At 32.3% G+C, this 18,267-nt stretch carries 14 protein-coding genes; 6 read left to right on the top strand and 8 right to left on the bottom strand.

Features of this window, described 5'->3' with window-relative positions:
* Window positions 1-107 precede the first annotated feature (107 nt).
* Window positions 108-2,294, bottom strand: coding sequence for an ATP-binding protein (locus tag ACKI42_RS10350; RefSeq protein ID WP_407405106.1), 2,187 nt, complete (start codon window positions 2,292-2,294; stop codon window positions 108-110).
* A 209-nt stretch (window positions 2,295-2,503) separates the two neighbouring features.
* Window positions 2,504-3,517 carry a nucleoid-associated protein gene (locus tag ACKI42_RS10355; protein WP_407405108.1) on the bottom strand — a complete coding sequence of 338 codons (1,014 nt, stop codon included), beginning with the start codon at window positions 3,515-3,517 and terminating at the stop codon, window positions 2,504-2,506.
* A gap of 333 nt (window positions 3,518-3,850) precedes the next feature.
* Here ACKI42_RS10355 and ACKI42_RS10360 point away from each other — a divergent pair, with 333 nt between their 5' ends.
* The 4 genes from ACKI42_RS10360 (at window position 3,851) to ACKI42_RS10375 (ending at window position 7,227) form a co-directional block, all read left to right on the top strand.
* A complete protein-coding gene (locus ACKI42_RS10360; RefSeq protein ID WP_407405110.1) occupies window positions 3,851-4,249 on the top strand; it encodes a hypothetical protein in 399 nt (132 codons plus the stop codon).
* A 525-nt stretch (window positions 4,250-4,774) separates the two neighbouring features.
* Complete coding sequence (locus ACKI42_RS10365) at window positions 4,775-6,433, top strand: ribonucleoside-diphosphate reductase subunit alpha (RefSeq protein ID WP_407405112.1); 1,659 nt, start codon at window positions 4,775-4,777, stop codon at window positions 6,431-6,433.
* Between the two features lie 141 nt (window positions 6,434-6,574).
* A complete protein-coding gene (locus tag ACKI42_RS10370) occupies window positions 6,575-7,030 on the top strand; it encodes a hypothetical protein (protein WP_407405114.1) in 456 nt (151 codons plus the stop codon).
* The gene (locus tag ACKI42_RS10375; RefSeq protein WP_407405116.1) at window positions 7,027-7,227 is read left to right on the top strand and encodes a helix-turn-helix transcriptional regulator; all 201 of its coding nucleotides are present in this window, start codon (window positions 7,027-7,029) and stop codon (window positions 7,225-7,227) included. The genes ACKI42_RS10370 and ACKI42_RS10375 overlap by 4 nt, the downstream gene beginning before the upstream one ends.
* A 755-nt stretch (window positions 7,228-7,982) precedes the next feature.
* Here ACKI42_RS10375 and ACKI42_RS10380 read toward each other — a convergent pair.
* From ACKI42_RS10380 to rlmN, 5 genes are all read right to left on the bottom strand, one after another.
* Window positions 7,983-9,518 (bottom strand): glycoside hydrolase family 30 protein, encoded by a 1,536-nt coding sequence (locus ACKI42_RS10380; RefSeq protein WP_407405118.1) that lies wholly within the window; start codon window positions 9,516-9,518, stop codon window positions 7,983-7,985.
* Between the two features lie 238 nt (window positions 9,519-9,756).
* Complete coding sequence (locus ACKI42_RS10385) at window positions 9,757-12,189, bottom strand: thiamine pyrophosphate-dependent enzyme (protein ID WP_407405120.1); 2,433 nt, start codon at window positions 12,187-12,189, stop codon at window positions 9,757-9,759.
* A gap of 432 nt (window positions 12,190-12,621) precedes the next feature.
* The gene (locus ACKI42_RS10390) at window positions 12,622-13,599 is read right to left on the bottom strand and encodes a polyprenyl synthetase family protein (protein WP_407405122.1); all 978 of its coding nucleotides are present in this window, start codon (window positions 13,597-13,599) and stop codon (window positions 12,622-12,624) included.
* A 73-nt stretch (window positions 13,600-13,672) separates the two neighbouring features.
* A complete protein-coding gene (locus ACKI42_RS10395; protein ID WP_407405124.1) occupies window positions 13,673-14,569 on the bottom strand; it encodes a hypothetical protein in 897 nt (298 codons plus the stop codon).
* Between the two features lie 40 nt (window positions 14,570-14,609).
* Complete coding sequence (gene rlmN / locus ACKI42_RS10400) at window positions 14,610-15,644, bottom strand: 23S rRNA (adenine(2503)-C(2))-methyltransferase RlmN (RefSeq protein ID WP_407405140.1); 1,035 nt, start codon at window positions 15,642-15,644, stop codon at window positions 14,610-14,612.
* Window positions 15,645-15,928: 284 nt separating this feature from the next.
* Here rlmN and ACKI42_RS10405 point away from each other — a divergent pair, with 284 nt between their 5' ends.
* A complete protein-coding gene (locus ACKI42_RS10405) occupies window positions 15,929-17,239 on the top strand; it encodes a SusD/RagB family nutrient-binding outer membrane lipoprotein (protein WP_407405142.1) in 1,311 nt (436 codons plus the stop codon).
* Between the two features lie 9 nt (window positions 17,240-17,248).
* A complete protein-coding gene (locus ACKI42_RS10410; RefSeq protein ID WP_407405126.1) occupies window positions 17,249-17,851 on the top strand; it encodes a glycerophosphodiester phosphodiesterase family protein in 603 nt (200 codons plus the stop codon).
* Here the strand turns inward: ACKI42_RS10410 and ACKI42_RS10415 are convergent.
* Window positions 17,848-18,267 (bottom strand): transposase (locus ACKI42_RS10415; protein WP_407405128.1); only part of this gene is annotated, 420 nt, incomplete at its 5' end. The two genes, ACKI42_RS10410 and ACKI42_RS10415, sit on opposite strands and share 4 nt — an antisense overlap.

Here is an 18,267-nt window from a genome sequence, read left to right on the forward strand (position 1 = left end):
CTACATTAAACGAATGTTTAATAAAAATTACATCGGTGTAATCTCTAAAAAGTAATGATGTACGTAAAGAAGGTCCGAAAGTGTCAACTTTGTGTGTTAAGTTTTTTTTACGATTTAGGTTTCTGAAAGGTCAATATAAAACATGTTCCATTTTCGCTGCTGGTGTAATCTACGTTTCCGCCTAATCTCTGCATGATTCTGTGTACTATAGTAAGCCCAATTCCGTTGCCTTTGAATTGTTTTGCGTTATCCATTCTACTAAAAATCTTGAACATTTTATCTTTTTCTACTTCTGGTATTCCAATCCCATTGTCTGTAATTCTATACACGACAATTTTATTTTCCACCATCCCTTCTATCAAGACTTTTGGATGTGTTTGATGAGAAGAATACTTTACTGCGTTATTTATAATGTTTAGAAATACCTGATGGAGCATGGTTTTATCTGCCCATACATCAGGACAATCTTTTATTATAACCTCACAATGATCACTATCAAAAGTCATCTTTGCATCATCTACAAGTTTGGTGATGGTAGCTTGCGTATCTACCGTGGAAAATTTTATATCGCTATGTTTAGCCTTGCTCAGCTGTAGTACATCTTGCATCATTCTAGCCATACCATCTATCTCAGCGATGATGGACTTTAGCTTTAGCTTATTTTTATCAGATTCGCCTTCCAAGTTTTTCAATAGCATTTGGGCATTCAGCTTCATCACGGTTAGTGGTGTCCCAAGATCGTGAGATATTGTATAAGAGAAAGTATCGAGCTCCTCATTTAGCTTTTGAAGCTGATCATTTAGTTTTTTAATTAAATTGTTTTGTTTATGAGAAGTTTCCAATATGACATCTCTTATGGCATAGATAGCAATCTCATGCTTGTGAGTCCATCTCTCCGAAAGTCCTTCTATCTCTTCTGTAAACAAAGCAAATGAAGATAATCTATCTACCTCTTTTTTACCGGTATACATCGCTCTTTTCATCACTGGATTACCCGCCCAATGGATATTTTTTCTTGTTTCTTTACGGAACCAGATGAGTACTTCTTCTTTGCTCTTTTCTCCGAAATAAATCACAATGCCAGCGCAGGTTTCATTCAAATCCAGTTCTTCCTCGAAATCCCTTAGAAAACTATGACTAATGTAGATGGCATCTACAGTATTCTCGAATGCCCAATCTACAATCTTATGTATGGTTTCTACAGGTGGCGTTACTCCATCAGTGATAATGCAGTTTTTTGACACAATAGCCAAACCATCTGCCTTAGGCAATTTTCTAATATCAACTTTGTTTTCTACAAGAGAATCAAATAGTGTATTGTATTTTAAAAATTCAGATTTTAGATGAGCAGTTTTGGTATCTAAATCAACTCGGTATTGTAATTCTTTTTTAGATTTAAAAGAAGAATATGCATTGGCAGCTAACACAGTGAAAACTCCCGCCTGTACTCTATCCTCCAAATCGATATGTTTGGGTTCTGTATTCTGACAATTAACAATGCCCCAAAGTACATCATCAATAATTATAGAAATACTAAAATTGGACGAAGCACCAGTGTCTTTGATATATTTGCCATGTATGGGAGACATTGTGCGGCTGTTAATATAAGTAAGATCTATGTCTTCCTCATGCCTACTTAAAAGCTTTATTGGCTTTGAATTGACATTACTAAATATACGCTTTCTCTTTTTGGTAAACAGTTCGCGCGCTTGCTTAGGAATATCAGATTCTGGATAATGAAGTCCCAAAAAGCTTTCTAGATTATTGTAAGTATTCTCTGCGATAACTTTTGCAGAACCATCATGCATAAACTTGTATACCATAATACGATCATAATTGATAATATTGGAAATTGTATTCAGCAATAGATTCCAAATACCAATATCATTCTCTACAATATAAAAATTATCGTATTTGTTGGTTATTTTTTTCTGAAGGTTTTCTAAAACTTCTTCAAACTCCAAAAAAATTACATTATTATTTCGTGATACAGAAAAATGGTATTGTTTTTGATTGATGTGAACTTTATCAAAATAGGTTTCATTTTCTCTTCTGGTAAGATGATTCACATCCTTGAAGATATCAGAATCGATAACACTATTGAATAATAGGGGAAAGTCATCAATGCGATTGCCAAAATATAGATCGTAAGATTGCATATCAAATAATTCTTTGATATTTTCGCTCAGTATTGCAATAGTTTGAGAATGGGTTTCTATACCTATCAAATACCCAAAACTTTGTATAGACCCAGGGCTATGGATGGGTTTCTCTATGCATTCTTCCAGATTCATAAATGACGTTAAGTGACCAAAGTTAACATTTTTATATTCATTTCCAATAGTATCAATTATAATTATTGATTATTAACATTAATAACAATTATTGTAAATTTTTGTTAAATATATGCACAAAAAATCGTCTAAAAAAGAAATTTTTTAGACGATTTATAGGTTGTATTTAGGTGATAATAAGAAAGTTAACTCAACACAAAACCTATTTCCTATACTTCTTTATCAAAATAAAGCATATAATATTTACCTTTTTCATCTTGTCCTTGCTCTAGCATTTTTCTATCTCCATGGATGTAAATATGGAAGTTTTTATCAAGTTTTATGATACTTTTGAAGTGCCTTTGTGTTTTTTTCACAGCTGCTTCACTTATCGGAAATTCTTCTGCAATGTTGATTTGCATTTCTTGCTCATAGTCGGTTTTATAATTTACAAAACTTTCTATTACATGCTCATCTTTCAAGACCTCAGCCGCAAATTCGTCTAGCTTGAACTCTTGTTTGTCTTTAAAAAAATTGATAGATTGATTGAGGAAATCTGCCTGATCCGCTTTGGAAACTTCAAATTCTTGCGGAAGCTGTTTGGTCACATAATCTTTGTAAACCAACAAAGCTTCTTGGGTATGAAAATAATCGTCATCGCGCTGTTTTACTTTCAAGAAATCCTCAAACCAATAATAGGCATCGCCATTTTTGTTGTTGTCTACTACATTTAGAACATAGCCAGTTTCTTTACCAGAATTCATGATAAGAGCAGCTTTATCAATTTTGGATAAGCTAATCCCTTGGTCTTTTTCTATTTCGAAAGATTCATTCTGAGGGAAGATTTTTAGGAAAGACTCTCTTTTTTCTGTCTTGAAAATACCTATTTTATTGATTTTTTCCTCACTTTCTCTTTCATCTTCGAAGTAGACAATAAAAAGCTCTCCAGATTGAACTCTTGGATTTTCTGCGGCATTATAAAGATGTTTGGCTATATTTTCAGACTCCCAAAGAAATTTATCTTTGTCTTCGAAAATTTCAGAAGCTGCACTAAATATGGGATTATTCACCAAGTAAGTATCGCTGTAAAAATGATAGGTTTCTTCTGTTTTGAATGAACTTAAAAAATAATTTTCAAGCATTTCTACTGTTCCTTCATCCAATTTCAATTCTTCTTGAGACAAGATTAAAGAATCTCCATTGATCTTATTTCCTACTTTATGTACTACTATTTTTGAAAACATCTTTTGATTTTATAGATTGCAAAGATAAATTTTACCACCAATATGTAAGCAAACAAAAATATTGAAATTGAAAATTCTCCATCTCCAATTTTTTTTGGGAATTAACTTTCTACAATTTATAACTCTTTGAAATAATCCATCATGATCATTTTTAAATTTAAACAATCATCATTTATTATAGAAAAATAACAGTTAATTGCGCAATAATAAAAGATTTTCGGAATTTATATTATTTTAAACATGGAAGAAAGAATGTGAAAAGTTTAACATATTAAAGATGCAATTCGGTACAATTTTGGCTTCATTAGTCCTGATTTGAAGAAAATAACAGTTATGACAAATAATAAAACGGTAGTTATTAATGAAGAATTAGCAACCCAGCATTTACAATCTATATATCCTTCCATAAAAAACGAAATCACCCAATTGTCTAGTCAGAACAATTTTGCGGGAATTATCCAAGCCACAGTAAACGAAATAAAAATATTGTTACAAGAATCTAAAGTTTGTATCGTCAATAGAAATATCAAAATGATGGATTGGTTGTATAGAAACGGAACTCAGAATGTACAGTTGTTGATAGAAAATCTTTTTGTCCGATCTTTTAATAGTTTCAAAAAACAATCTGATGTGCAGCAATGGCAATTCCTTTATCAATACATGCCTGTTAAATTTCAAGAAATCTACGTAAAACAGACAAGGGTAGATGAAATTCTTTTTAAAAAGAAATAAATAAAATAGAACCTTATCCTTAAGATTTTTCTTGAGGATTTTTTATGTCTAAAACTTAGATCCATATTCAAAGAATCTCACCTAAGCATGATCATTTCCCCTTCCCTACCCTGAAGCAAAATTTCGTTTTTATTAGAGTATATAATAGTCTTTTTTTTAAATTCTCAAAGAAGTTTTCCTGCGATTAGGTGCTTCATATCTCCTTGGAAAAAAATAATTAAATCTAATTAAAAATTACCCTTGATAATCGAAAAAAATGTGGTAAAGGAAACGACTAAAATTAAGCTTTACAGAAGATTCTAAAGTATAATTTGAGCGCTATAAAACGGAATTGTAGACTTTTTCAAGTTATCATAAATAATTAATTAGCAATTCATTACAGAATCCTATTTAAATAATTATTAAAAAGGTTGCGCTAATATTAAGTTGAATAATATATATAAATATTTAACTAAAAACAATTTTTTTATACTTGCAAAAATTTAAAATTTCCGTGTATATTGCGCAAGCAATTTTAGAATAATCATGGAAGAAAATAACAATAATATTTGGTGGCTCAACGAAGAATCTGAGCAAATGTTGAACAGAGGATATCTCTTGAAGGGAGAAACTGTGGATGGAGCGATTGATAGGATTACTACGGCTGCTGCCAAAAGATTATATAAACCAGAATTACAAGTGGCATTCAAGGAAATGATCACTAAAGGATGGATTAGTTTTTCTTCTCCTGTTTGGGCAAATATGGGAACGCAACGTGGTTTACCCATCTCATGTTTCAATGTACATATTCCGGATAGCATAGAAGGTATTACTCACAAGATGGGTGAAGTCATCATGCAAACAAAAATTGGTGGTGGAACTTCGGGTTATTTCGGTGAATTGAGAAATCGTGGAACTGCTGTTACGGATAATGGTAAATCTTCTGGTGCTGTTTCTTTCATGAAACTATTTGATACCGCAATGGATGTAGTTTCTCAGGGTGGCGTAAGAAGAGGTGCATTTGCAGCATATCTCGATATTGACCACGGAGATATTGAAGAGTTTCTTTCTATCAAAGATATTGGATCACCAATTCAGAATTTATTTACTGGAATTTGTGTTCCTGATTATTGGATGCAAGATATGATAGATGGCGACATGGACAAGCGTAAAATTTGGGCTCGTGTACTAGAAAGTCGTCAGCAAAAAGGGTTACCTTACATCTTCTTCACCGATAATGTAAACAGAAACAAACCTCAAGTATACAAAGATCTAGGTCTTACAGTGAATGCAAGTAACTTGTGCTCTGAAATAATGCTCCCTTCTACTAGAGAAGAATCTTTCATCTGTTGTCTGTCTTCTATGAACTTAGAATTGTATGACGAATGGAAAGATACCAATGCTGTACAACTCGCCGTATATTTCTTGGACGCTGTATTATCAGAATTTATTGAAAAAACTGAAGGAAACTATTACCTACAAGGAGCAAGAACATTCGCAATGCGTCATAGAGCTTTAGGCTTAGGGGTATTGGGTTACCATTCTTACCTTCAAAAAAACATGATTCCGTTTGAAAGTTTCGAAGCTACACAATTCAATGCCAGAGCCTTCAAACATATAAAAGAACAAGCAGAAATTGCTTCTAGAGAATTGGCAAACATCTACGGTGAGCCCGAAATCTTAAAGGGGTACGGAATGAGAAATACCACAACAATGGCAATTGCTCCTACAACTTCTAGTTCTGCTATTTTGGGACAAACTTCTCCTGGTATTGAGCCTTTCGCTTCAAACTACTACAAAGCTGGTCTTGCTAAAGGAAACTTTATGCGTAAGAATAAATATCTTGCCAAATTGCTAGAAGAAAAAGGTCTTGATAATGAAGATACTTGGAGAACCATTATGCTTAATCATGGGTCTGTACAACATTTGGCAGAATTGACTGAGGAAGAAAAAGCAGTTTTCAAAACCTTTAAAGAAATCTCACCAATGGAGATTATTTCTCAGGCTGCACAAAGACAACAATACATTGACCAAGCACAGTCGCTTAACTTACAAATTCCTTCTACAATGCCAGTAAAAGATGTAAATTACTTATACATCGAAGCTTGGAAAAAAGGGGTCAAAACATTGTACTACCAAAGAAGTTCTTCAGTTTCTAAGGAGATGATGGTGAATTTTGTGAGCTGTTCTGCTTGTGAAGCTTAAAAAAAAAGAATTCCTTTTTTATATTATAATTAGGAGCCGTGAATTTTTTCATGGCTCTTTTTTATTATTAAATATGTAAAACAAACTTTACATATTGTAAAAATAACATTACATTTATATGACAACCAAATACATACAAACATGAAAAATTTAACTTTGCTACCCAACAATTACAAAAAAGTGGGATGGATATTATTTTTGCCTGGGCTATTATTAGGAATTCTTTTTCTATCAACAGTGCTACAGAGCAGTTCTGTAGAAATCCCAGTATTTTATAACTCTGGATATTTAGGAAACGATGATAGCAAAGGATTTTTCATGAAAACTGATATTGATAATTTGCCCAATCTTTCAGCTGTACTCATTATCGTTGGTGGAATTTTGGTAGGTTTATCTAAAGAAAAAATAGAAGATGAATATATTTCTGAACTGAGACTCAGAGCTGTATTTTGGAGTTTACTGGTAAGCTATAGTATTATTTTACTTCTTTTCATTACCATATTTGGGGTTCTTTTTTATTCCATAATGATATTGATGATGTTTTTACCACTGATTCTGTACATCTTCAGATTTAATTATTTACTATTAAACAAATGACTAATACCATTAAAGTGCAAAGAGCGATTAAAAATATTACTCAAGAAGAACTTGCAAAGAGTATAGGAGTTTCTAGACAAACCATTAATGCAATGGAATCTGGGAAATATGTACCGTCTACTGTATTAGCTTTGAAAATTGCAAAATATTTTGGAAAAAAAGTAGAGGCTATTTTTGAGTTGGAAATTGATGATTGATCAAGAAATTATCTTAAATTTCACTTTTAAATTTATATAAAATTTATAAACAGAATAATGTATAAGTTCATTCTTTTAATTATTAGTCATTTTTCATTTAAAATAGATATTGTAACTATCTACAAATTCTGAAAAAGGTATTTTAAAAGGTTTACTCCAGAGCTTCTAAAGATCTACAATCCTTCGTTCGAAGTCCATTCATAATTTATTTTTCACAATATAATCCCAATAGAATTAAGATGAAGACTCTATATTGGAAGATAAAAAATTTCAATCTCTACCTTCTTCCACTTTGAAATTTGGGTATGGAATTCATTAGAATGGTATATTCGTACATTATACAAACAAATTACAGTCTTATAAATGATGGTTTATAAAAATACATCAAATGCCTGAACCATAAAACAAGGTGTTTTTTTTTTTTACGTGATGGCACTTGAAAAAAACATTATTTTTGGACATAATACCAAAAATAATGATTTTTTACTATGAATAGGTACAATTTTTATAATTTGATTTTCGGCTGCCAATGATAATATAGATCAGAAAATATTTTAAAATTCATCATATGAAAAAAACCGCATTCCATAGAAAGCGGTTTAAATTTTATAAAAATTTATAATAAGAGTATAAATGGATATTTTTGAGGATTTGTTTCGTTGAATAATTAATAGATTTTTGACCCTTAATTTTTTTTATTTTCACTTGTAGCTTCCCGCTATTATACTAAAAAATATTATATGAATAATCAAAGATTATTGTCTCCATACATACGTCTGAACAGAATTACCTGGTACAGATATTTTTGCGTACTTCACTACACCGTCATAAGTTATATATTTCAAATTCATGTTTTTTGTAGCTGAGTTTCCATTAGTAATAATCATTATTCTTGCATAAGGAGATTGATCATTAACTAAAGCTGCATAATTAATATCGGCGCCTGCATTATGTGCCCTTGGAAATAAACGCTGCGCATTTTCCCCTAAAAATCGAGATGCATGAGCTAAGCTATAATAAGAAATATTTTTCTGAACCGAGTTACCATTAATGGTGAGTGCACCTAAACAATTAAAACACCCACCTGGAGTATTGATGGTAGTCCCAGGATCACTAGCCAAATTCCATTCCATTACTGTTTTGCTCCAATTATTTAATGATCCTATGGTGATTTTGTTTACATGCCAAAGCAGCGAGCCATCGTCCCAGTTTTTATCCTCTAGCCATTGTTCTGTGAAATAGATTCCTTTGCTTGCATCCTGGTCTCTTATAGCAGTCAGATTATTGATATCACTATTATCATACAGATGCCATGCAGTACCATGAATATAGGACTTAGTTACAGCGTCAGCAAATAGCGTTTTTACGTAATTTACACCGTTATTATCCGCATTATGATCATAAGCAATAATTTTGGTAGCAAGGCCTGCAGCTTTCAATTTTGGTCCTAAATGATAACGAATAAAGTTAGCTTGCTCATAATCGTACATAATCATGCTTGGATTGTTATTCCCATTTAAAGGCTCATTCTGAGGAGTTATGGCATAGATCGTAATACCTTGATTTTTCATTTGCTGAATATATTTCACAAAATAATCGGCATAAGATGAAAAATAAATCTGATTGTTATTTGTATCCTGATCATTTCTTAGGCTACCTCCTGATAGATTACCATTGGTTTTCATCCAAGCTGGAGCAGACCACGGGGTAGCAAAAATCTTTATATTAGGATTTATGGCAATGATCTCTTTTAAGATTGCTATTTTTTGATTATCCTTAGATAAGCTCAATTTAGATTGTGATAAATCAGTTTGACCTGATGGTAAATCATTTAATGTATAGGCAGTTCTCGATAAATCTTCACCTCCAATAGAAACTCTTATTACATCATTTTTGTTCTGTGAAGCTGTTGCATTATTGTAGATCTCATTCAGTAATGACGTTCTATTACTTTGGCTCATTTTAGAGAGTAGTTCGGCACTTCCGCCTGTTAGGGTGTAACCAAAACCATCAATGTACTGACCACGATTGTTACCTCTAGAATCTACTTCTAATATAGGATTAGCATCTGAAACGGAATTTGTAAATGATAACTCACCACTAGTTTTAGCTAGATATTTGTTTTGCGTTTGACTTGTTGTCCATACCCCATATTGCTCGGAAGCAACCTTATTTAAGGTCGAGTTATCTTCTTTTGGAGGATTTTCAATTTGTTTTACTTCGAGATCGGTAGTAGTACAGCTTATTAAAATTGCGATTAATAAGGGAAAAGAGAACGTATTTGTTTTCATAAATTTAAAATTTAAAATTATTGTCTCAATATGAGTAAATATAATAATATTTTAAACATTACAAACTATTTAATAATTTAAATAAAAAAATATACTTTTAATAAAAATTTTAGCTATTGACTGACTATTACTAAATAATCATAAACACTAACCTTACATTTCTCGATTTAAAATTTTAATTAAAACCAAAAAAACCGCTTCCTAAGGAAAGCGGTTTTAATTTTATTAAAAATATCAATTAGAATATCGCAGGATATTTTTGAGGATTTGTCTCGTTGAATAATGCATAGATTTTCTCTACCATATCATCTACAGAGGGTTTAGAGAAGTAATCTCCATCACTTGCATACGCTGGTCTGTGGTTGTTTGCAGCAATCGTTAATGGATCTGAATCCAAATGTCTAAATGCTTTTTGTTTTTCTAAAATTTGTTGAAGAATAAACGCTGACGTTCCTCCTTCTACATCTTCGTCTATAACAACTAATCTATTGGTTTTCTTCACGCTGTCAGAAATTTCTTGAGCAATATCGAAAGGAATAAGAGATTGTACATCTATAACTTCTGCATTGATGCCTAATTTTTCTAGTTCTGCAGCAGCTTCCATTACAATTCTCCAAGTAGAACCGTAAGTTACCAAAGTAACATCTTTACCTTCTTTTGTAACTTCAATTTTACCTACAGGAACTGTATATTCACCAATATTATCAGGTTGTTTTTCTTTCAATCTGTAGCCGTTCAGACATTCTACAATCAATGCAGGATCATCACTTTTCAACATCGTGTTGTAGAAACCAGCAGCAATAGTAAGGTTTCTTGGTACCAATACCAAAATTCCTTTAGAAAGGTTTAGAATTCCTGCCATTGGAGAACCCGAATGCCAAACTCCTTCTAATCTGTGTCCTCTAGTTCTAATGATTACTGGAGCTTTTTGACCTCCTTTTGTTCTGTATTGTACAGTTGCCAAATCGTCGCTCATCCCTTGAAGACAATACAAAATATAATCTAAGTACTGAATTTCAGCAATTGGTCTAAGACCTCTCATTGCCATCCCAATACCTTGACCAAGAATGGTAGCTTCACGTATTCCAGTATCAGCAACACGCAATTCGCCATATTTTTCTTGCATTCCTTCCAAACCTTGGTTTACATCACCAATATTTCCAGCATCTTCACCGAAAATTAATGTTTGAGGATATTTATCAAATATTTTATCAAAATTATTTCTTACCACAACTCTACCATCTACTTCCTCAGAAGCATCAGAATAGATTGGTTTTATTTCTGCTACATTTTCAGCTTTCCAATGAGATTGAGAATACAAATGAGAAGAATAATTGTCTTTTTCTACTTCGAAAATTTCGTTGTACTTGTCCATCAACTGTGTTCTCTCAGCAGAATTTGTACCTCTTGTAGCCAACAAAGATTTTCTTACCATATGGAAGACATCTTTCTTTGCTTTAGAAACCAATTTATTAAAGTGGGTAATTTCTTTTTCTATTTCAGAATTTTGAGATTTTAAATTCTCAACCAATGGTAAAATAGATTGTACTAGATCTGTAATCGATTTTTGATAACTGTCCCAAGCATTTTTCTGTCCTGCTTTTACCCATTTTTTTGCTTCTTCCTCAATAGCATCTAGCTCTTCAGTTGTCGCTATTATTTCTTCTTTACCTTCTATTTCTATTGAATAATTAAGAATCCATTCTTTAAACTTAACCAATCCATCAAATTCACCTTCCCATGTAAGACGCTCTTCGTTTTTGTATCTTTCGTGAGAACCAGATGTAGAGTGACCTTGTGGTTGCGTAACTTCTATTACGTGTACTACAACAGGGACAGATTCTGTTCTTGCAAAATTTTCTGCTCTAGCATATGCATCTAATAAAGCTGGATAATCCCACGCTTTCACTTGTATAATTTCACATCCTTGGTTTTCACCTTCTTTTCTTTGGAAACCACTTAGCATTTCAGCAATATCTGCTTTTGCTCTTTGGTTTTTGGTAGGTACAGAAATTCCGTATCCATCATCCCAAATAGAAACAATCATTGGTACTTGCAAAGCACAAGCTGCATTTAAGGTTTCCCAGAAATGTCCTTCAGCTGTAGAAGCATCACCAATAGTTCCGAAAGCAATTTCGTTTCCTTCTTTAGAGAACTTTTCAGAACCTTCAAAAGAAACCGATTTATATATTTTTGAAGCCTGAGCCAAACCTAATAATCTAGGCATTTGTCCTGCCGTAGGAGAAATATCTGAAGAGATATTTTTTTGTTCCATTAGGTTTTTCCAACTTCCATCCGCATTTAGACTTCTTGTGGCATAGTGACCATTCATTTGTCTACCTGCAGAAGCTGGTTCTCTGTCTACATTGGTATCAGCATATAACTGAGCAAAGAAACTTTCTACGCTCAAAGCATCAATAGCTAATGCAAAAGTTTGATCTCTGTAGTATCCAGAACGGAAATCGCCATTTCTGAAAACTTTTGCCATTGCCAGTTGTGGCAACTCTTTACCATCCCCAAATATCCCAAACTTAGCCTTTCCTGTAAGAACTTCTCTCCTACCCAAATAAGACATCTCACGGGAAATTCTTCCCATTTTATAATCTGCAAGTATCTGATTTTTAAAGTCTTGAAAAGATATTTGCTGAGTTTCAATATAGGTTGTTTGCATAGCTAAATATAAAAAATTTATTTTTTGTAGTATTTTGCTAATATACACTTTTTATATTAATTTTAATTTTCAATATTCTTTATTAAATAATTGATAATTAAAAAAACACACACTTTACTTTGAATAATAGTTGGTTTTAGATGAAAAACAGACCCATATCCTCAATACTTTTCCCTGTCTTTTAGGCTCTTCAATAAAATTGTAACTTCTTTGATAATCACTAAAATAAGTCACAACACTCATTTAGATAAATTTGCAGGCTTCGCACGTATCTTATTAGCGTGCTGCTGTTACTTTTAATTTTGGAGATAAGTAAAACGAATGAAAATGCAAAATACCGCTATGTAGTCATTGCGGATTATTTACTGTAAGGTGCTTAATTTTATATTTTCTTGGCTTTTCTGTGTAAATACTAACGATATGTATTATAGCCTAGAATTTTCTTTCGATCACGTAATCTAGCATGCTGTGTAACGATCTACGAACTTCAGAATCTGGAAACTCATTGAGGATATCTTTTGCTTTTTGTTGAAAATCCTTCATCACTACGATTGCATACTCTAGTCCACCAGAACTCTTCACGAAGGCAATAAGTTCTTTCACTCTTTTTTGGTCATTATTATATCGCTTGATGGTGTTGAAATAGTATTTCCTATCCTTTTCGCTGGCCGTTCTTAGCGTATGGATCAAAGGTAAAGTCATTTTCTTCTCCTTGATATCAATCCCTACAGGTTTACCTATGAAATTTGAACTTAGATAATCGAATAAATCATCTTTTATCTGAAATGCCATTCCGGTGTATGTTCCAAAATCACGCATTTTTTTTGCTAAAACGGCATCTGCATTATTCGATAATACTCCAATTTCACAACAAGCAGCAATTAAAGTAGCTGTTTTCTGACGAATAATCTCGTAGTAAACATCTTCGGTAATATCTAGCTTTCTGGCCTTTTCTAGCTGCAAAAGTTCGCCCTCAGACATTTCTCTGATGGTTCTAGAAATAACTGATAGCAAATCGTAGTCTTTGTTATCTGTAGAAAGCAAAACCGATTTTGATAATAAATAATCTCCAACCAAAACTGCAATTTTGTTCTTCCAAAGAGCATTGATAGAGAAAAAATTTCTTCTTTTGAAACTTTCGTCTACCACATCATCGTGCACCAAAGTTGCTGTGTGTATCAGCTCTATCATAGATGCACCACGATAGGTTTTTTCATTCACCTCACCAATTAGCTTTGCGCAAAGAAATACAAACATCGGACGCATTTGTTTTCCTTTGGTAGTTACAATAAAGCGCGTTACTTTATCTAATAAAGCTACTTTACTCTGCATAGATTCATAAAACTTTTGTTCGAAAAGTTTCATTTCCTCATTGATGGGTTGTTTGATTTCTTCTACAATCTTAGACACTCGCTGTATAGGTTGGATGAATAATTATTATTGATTACAAAGATAATTTTTTTAAACTAATTTTAAAGATAAATTAAAGTTTGAGTTTGTCCTTCGGAATAAAATAAAAGTAAGGACGCGGTTTGTTGATTGGTGTTTGAAATATTTCGGATGAAATATAGATCCCATATTCGTCCACAGAAATTCCTTCTATTTGACCAACTGCCAAAGCACTACCTAGATAAAATTGCTTTGGTTTTTGTTTAAAAAATATTCCAGACTCTGACTCTTCAAAAATGGCTAAAAAAACTTCAGTTTTCTTGGTATAGCCGACCGTGTACAACTTTTTTTGATAATAAAAAGCATCACTTATAACAAATCCTGTAGGATAAGTTTCTATTTTTTGAGCAGCCTGAATTTCCTGATTGTTAGGATCTAATATATAATGCGTACTCAATTTTGAATGCCATTCTTTAGTGAAAATATGTAGTTTTCCATCTAAATAAATCATGGCTTCGGCATCAAAATCGGTATTCAAATTTCTGGAAGAAAAATCGGTTTGTTCGGGATAATAAAATGGTAGAATGTCGCCATTAAGTTCATTTTTTTTTGATGCTACATTATTATGTTGATCTTTAAAATTAATTTTAATAATTCTTAAATCTTTTCTAGTTCCAGTATTATTTCCAAAATCGCCAATATAAATATGAGTAGAATCGCATGTAACGGCTTCCCAATCTCTGTTTTCTTGTTTAATTTTAAAAATCTGATTAATTTTCCCTTTATTTTTATCAATTTCGAAAAGGATTGGTGCATTACCACTATCGTTAATGGTGAACAATTTACCATTAAAAAAAGTAAGTCCAGAATTTTCCTGTATAGAGTCGCTTAAAATGGCAGTTCTATAATTTTTCAGTTTAAATATTTCCGAATTTTGAGCATAAAATCCCTGAAAGAAACATAATGCTAAAAAAAGAATACTTTTTTTCATAAGAAAATTGGTAACATCAATTTAAAATTGAAGAAAAAATTTAGTCTGTCACTTTATTCGCCAATTGCCCGCAAGCAGCATCAATATCTCCTCCTCTACTTTTTCTAATCATCACCGTGATGCCCGCATTTTCTAGTTGACGAACATAGTTTTCCTCCGCTTTTTTGTTGCATTGATCATATTTTCCGTCACCAATTGGGTTATACTGAATCAGATTAACTTTCGAAGGAACTTGTTTACAATATTTAATTAAAGCTTTTATGTCTTCATCACCATCATTAATGCCTTTCCAAACACAATATTCGAAAGTAATTGTAGAACCTGTTTTTTGATACCAATATTGTAGAGAATCCATAATATCCGTCAGTGGAAACTTATCTGAAAATGGCATAATTTCGTTTCTTTTAGACTCAATTGCTGAGTGAAGAGAAACTGCTAATTTCACACGAAGCTCGTCATCTGCCAACATTTTTATCATTTTTGGAAGTCCGGAAGTAGAAACAGTAATTCTTCTTGGTGACATCCCAAGACCTTCTGGCTGAGTGATTTTTCTGATGGCTTCTACTACATTTTTGTAGTTCATCATCGGTTCGCCCATTCCCATAAACACAATATTGGTAAGCGGTCTGTTGAAATACGTTTTGCTTTGGCTATCGATAAGTGCTACCTGATCTACAATCTCTGCTACTTCAAGATTTCTCATTCTTTTTAGCCTTGCCGTAGCACAAAATTCGCAATTCAGCGAGCAACCTACTTGCGAAGAAACACAAGCTGTAGTACGCGTTTCGGTTGGTATAAGAACAGATTCTACCATTAATCCATCATGCAGTTTTACACCGTTTTTGATGGTTCCGTCTGTACTTCTTTGCAGTTGATCTACAGAAACAGGATTGATGGTATATTCTTCTGAAATTTTATCTCTCAAACTTTTTGAAAGATTCGTCATCTCATCAATCGAGTGTAAGTTTTTGCTCCACAACCAATCGTATACTTGTTTGGCGCGAAATGGTTTTTCCCCCAAAGTAGCAAAATAGTCTTGAAGCTGATCGAGTGATAATGTACGGATATCTTTCAATGGAATGATTTTTTGTTTAAAGTTTTGCAAAGATACGGCTTTTAGAAAAGAGACAAAATTTTGAGGTTGGTGTTTTAATGTTTTAATGTTTTAGTATTTTAGTGTTTTAGTGTTTTAGTGTACAAAATTATTTCTAATGCAAAGATTTACTTTATCTACCGACTTTTCTAAATTTCAAATATTCATTTAAGATAAAAAATAAGGGTGTTCTATTAATACAATGAACAATATAATTGCCCTGATTCCAATGCCGTCTGCTTGTAATAATATGATTATTAATACCGATACAATATAATATGGCGTCTGTTGGCTATATGAGAGCGAACGATTTTACGTTCGATATTATGCAAACTGCGATAGATTTTCCTAATGAAGCGAATAACATCAGCCGTTATTATATTACAGAAAGTACAGGAAACGGCTTTTGGAATAATTCTTACAAATGGCTGAAGCAGGTAAAAGATATGAAAGACGCTGCTATTTCTACGAATGATAAAAATTATGAAGCAATTGCGATGGTACTCAATGCTTGGATTTACTCTAATCTAACAGATACTTACGGTGATATTCCTTTTTCTGAAGCTTCCCAATTGGATAATGGTATTTCTCAGCCTAAATTTGATAAGCAAAAAGACATTTATGTTCAGCTTTTAAATGATCTAAAATACGCCAATGCTATTTTCAATACTTCTACAAAATTAGCTGGCAGTGATTTGTTTTATAATGCTCAAAGTGATACAAACGGAATCTTAAACTGGAAGAAATTTTGCAATTCTCTTTCGTTAAGGCTTTTAACAAGGATATTAAAGAAAAATGGTGAAGTAAATGTGAACGAAAGGATTCTAGAAATTGTAAATAATCCTACTACTTTCCCCATTTTTCAAAATAATGCAGAAAGTACGAAAGTTGATATTACTGGAGTTTCCCCGCTGATGCCACCAATTGCCAGAGCAGTAGATTTTACATCGAGCAGAGCAGTATGCGATTTTTTTGTGGAAACTCTTAAAAATAATAATGATCCGAGGCTTTCTCTGTTTTTTTCACAAGCCAAAAATTTAACTCAAGCAACAATTGGTTATAAAGGAGCACCCGCAGCTTATGCATCGGGAACCACTTTCAATTATCAACCTTCCAATTTCAATCAAAGTTTAGCCACGGCTTCTATGAAATTACTTATTTATCCTTATGCAGAATTGCAGTTTACCCTTTCAGAATTGGCTTTTAAAGGTATCATTCCCGGAAATGCTCAGATTTATTACGAAAATGGAGTAAAAGCAGCTATTGAACAATGGAATACTGTAGTTCCTGCAAACTATTTTGACAATACAAATGTTGCCTACAATGGTACTTTAGAAAGAATTATGCTTCAAAAACATGTTGCATTATTTTTTGTAGATCAGCAGCAGTGGTTCGAACAGAGAAGAACGGGATTTCCTGTTTTGCCAAATAACGGTGGACTTCTAAATGATGGTAAGATGCCTCAAAGATTATTATATCCGCCAAATCCAAAGATTTTGAATACCGTAAATTATCAGCAAGCTGTACAGCAAATGGGTGGTGATGATATTAATATAAAAACATGGTGGAACCAATAATAGGTAAAAATGAAAAAGATTATTTTAGGCTTATTATTTTTTAATACAATGATTATGAATGCCCAAACTCAAATTATAGCACACAGAGGTTTCTGGAAAACAAATCCTGAAACTACAGAAAATTCTATTACTGCATTGAAAAATGCTCAACGCTTAGGCGTTTACGGTTCTGAATTCGATGTGAGAATGACAAAAGATGGTTTTTTGGTAGTAAATCATGATGAGCATCATAATAAAATGGAAATTTCTGAAACAAACTTTGAAGATTTGAACTCAATAAAATTAGAAAACGGAGAAAATCTTCCCAAGCTTGAAGATTATTTAAAGCAAGGTTTGAAAAACAAAAAAGTAAAACTAATTGTTGAAATAAAACCCGCAAAAACCAAAGAATTGGAAGACGAAATTGTCGCCAAATCTTTGAAGATCATAAAAGATTTAAATCTTGAAAAACAATGTGAATTCATTTCTTTTAGTTTAAATATCTGTAAAGAAATCAAGCATAGAGAACCAAAATTTATTGTTCAATATCTCAATGGCGAATTATCTCCTCAAGAATTAAAAAATGAGAATCTAGACGGATTAGATTATCATTACCCCGTAGTGCATTATTAAACTAATGCTGTTTTAATATTATTCATTTTTCTATTGAAAACAAAAACATTTACAAACTGAATGAAAGTTAGAGCAGTTATTTTACTCAATATCCTTGTTTTAAAGCCTATAAATGATTTTGCATAGTTATTTCTGATTTTAAATTGATTGCAAAGTTGAGAAAATAAAGTTTCTATTCGCTTTCTTGATTTTCTAAAAATATATTTTTGTTTTATGTAATTTTTTTGATTAAATCTCATGGGTGCATCCAGTTTTATATCTACATAATTGAATATATCAGTCTGTACTTGAGTTGATAAATATAATCTGTCACCGATTAAAGTACAACTATTCATTTGATGCTTTATATCTTGCAAAAAATGAATATCATGAATACTTGCAGTAGAAATGTCAAAACTTTGAAAAATGCCTAATAC

This window comes from Chryseobacterium sp., from assembly GCF_045629545.1.
Classification (GTDB): domain Bacteria; phylum Bacteroidota; class Bacteroidia; order Flavobacteriales; family Weeksellaceae; genus Chryseobacterium.

Coding starts and splice junctions, on each gene's coding strand:
- ACKI42_RS10350 (WP_407405106.1), bottom strand. CDS start 2,294: ATGAATCTGGAAGAATGCATAGAGAAACCCATCCATAGCCCTGGGTCT.
- ACKI42_RS10355 (WP_407405108.1), bottom strand. CDS start 3,517: ATGTTTTCAAAAATAGTAGTACATAAAGTAGGAAATAAGATCAATGGA.
- ACKI42_RS10360 (WP_407405110.1), top strand. CDS start 3,851: ATGACAAATAATAAAACGGTAGTTATTAATGAAGAATTAGCAACCCAG.
- ACKI42_RS10365 (WP_407405112.1), top strand. CDS start 4,775: ATGGAAGAAAATAACAATAATATTTGGTGGCTCAACGAAGAATCTGAG.
- ACKI42_RS10370 (WP_407405114.1), top strand. CDS start 6,575: ATGAAAAATTTAACTTTGCTACCCAACAATTACAAAAAAGTGGGATGG.
- ACKI42_RS10375 (WP_407405116.1), top strand. CDS start 7,027: ATGACTAATACCATTAAAGTGCAAAGAGCGATTAAAAATATTACTCAA.
- ACKI42_RS10380 (WP_407405118.1), bottom strand. CDS start 9,518: ATGAAAACAAATACGTTCTCTTTTCCCTTATTAATCGCAATTTTAATA.
- ACKI42_RS10385 (WP_407405120.1), bottom strand. CDS start 12,189: ATGCAAACAACCTATATTGAAACTCAGCAAATATCTTTTCAAGACTTT.
- ACKI42_RS10395 (WP_407405124.1), bottom strand. CDS start 14,569: ATGAAAAAAAGTATTCTTTTTTTAGCATTATGTTTCTTTCAGGGATTT.
- ACKI42_RS10410 (WP_407405126.1), top strand. CDS start 17,249: ATGAAAAAGATTATTTTAGGCTTATTATTTTTTAATACAATGATTATG.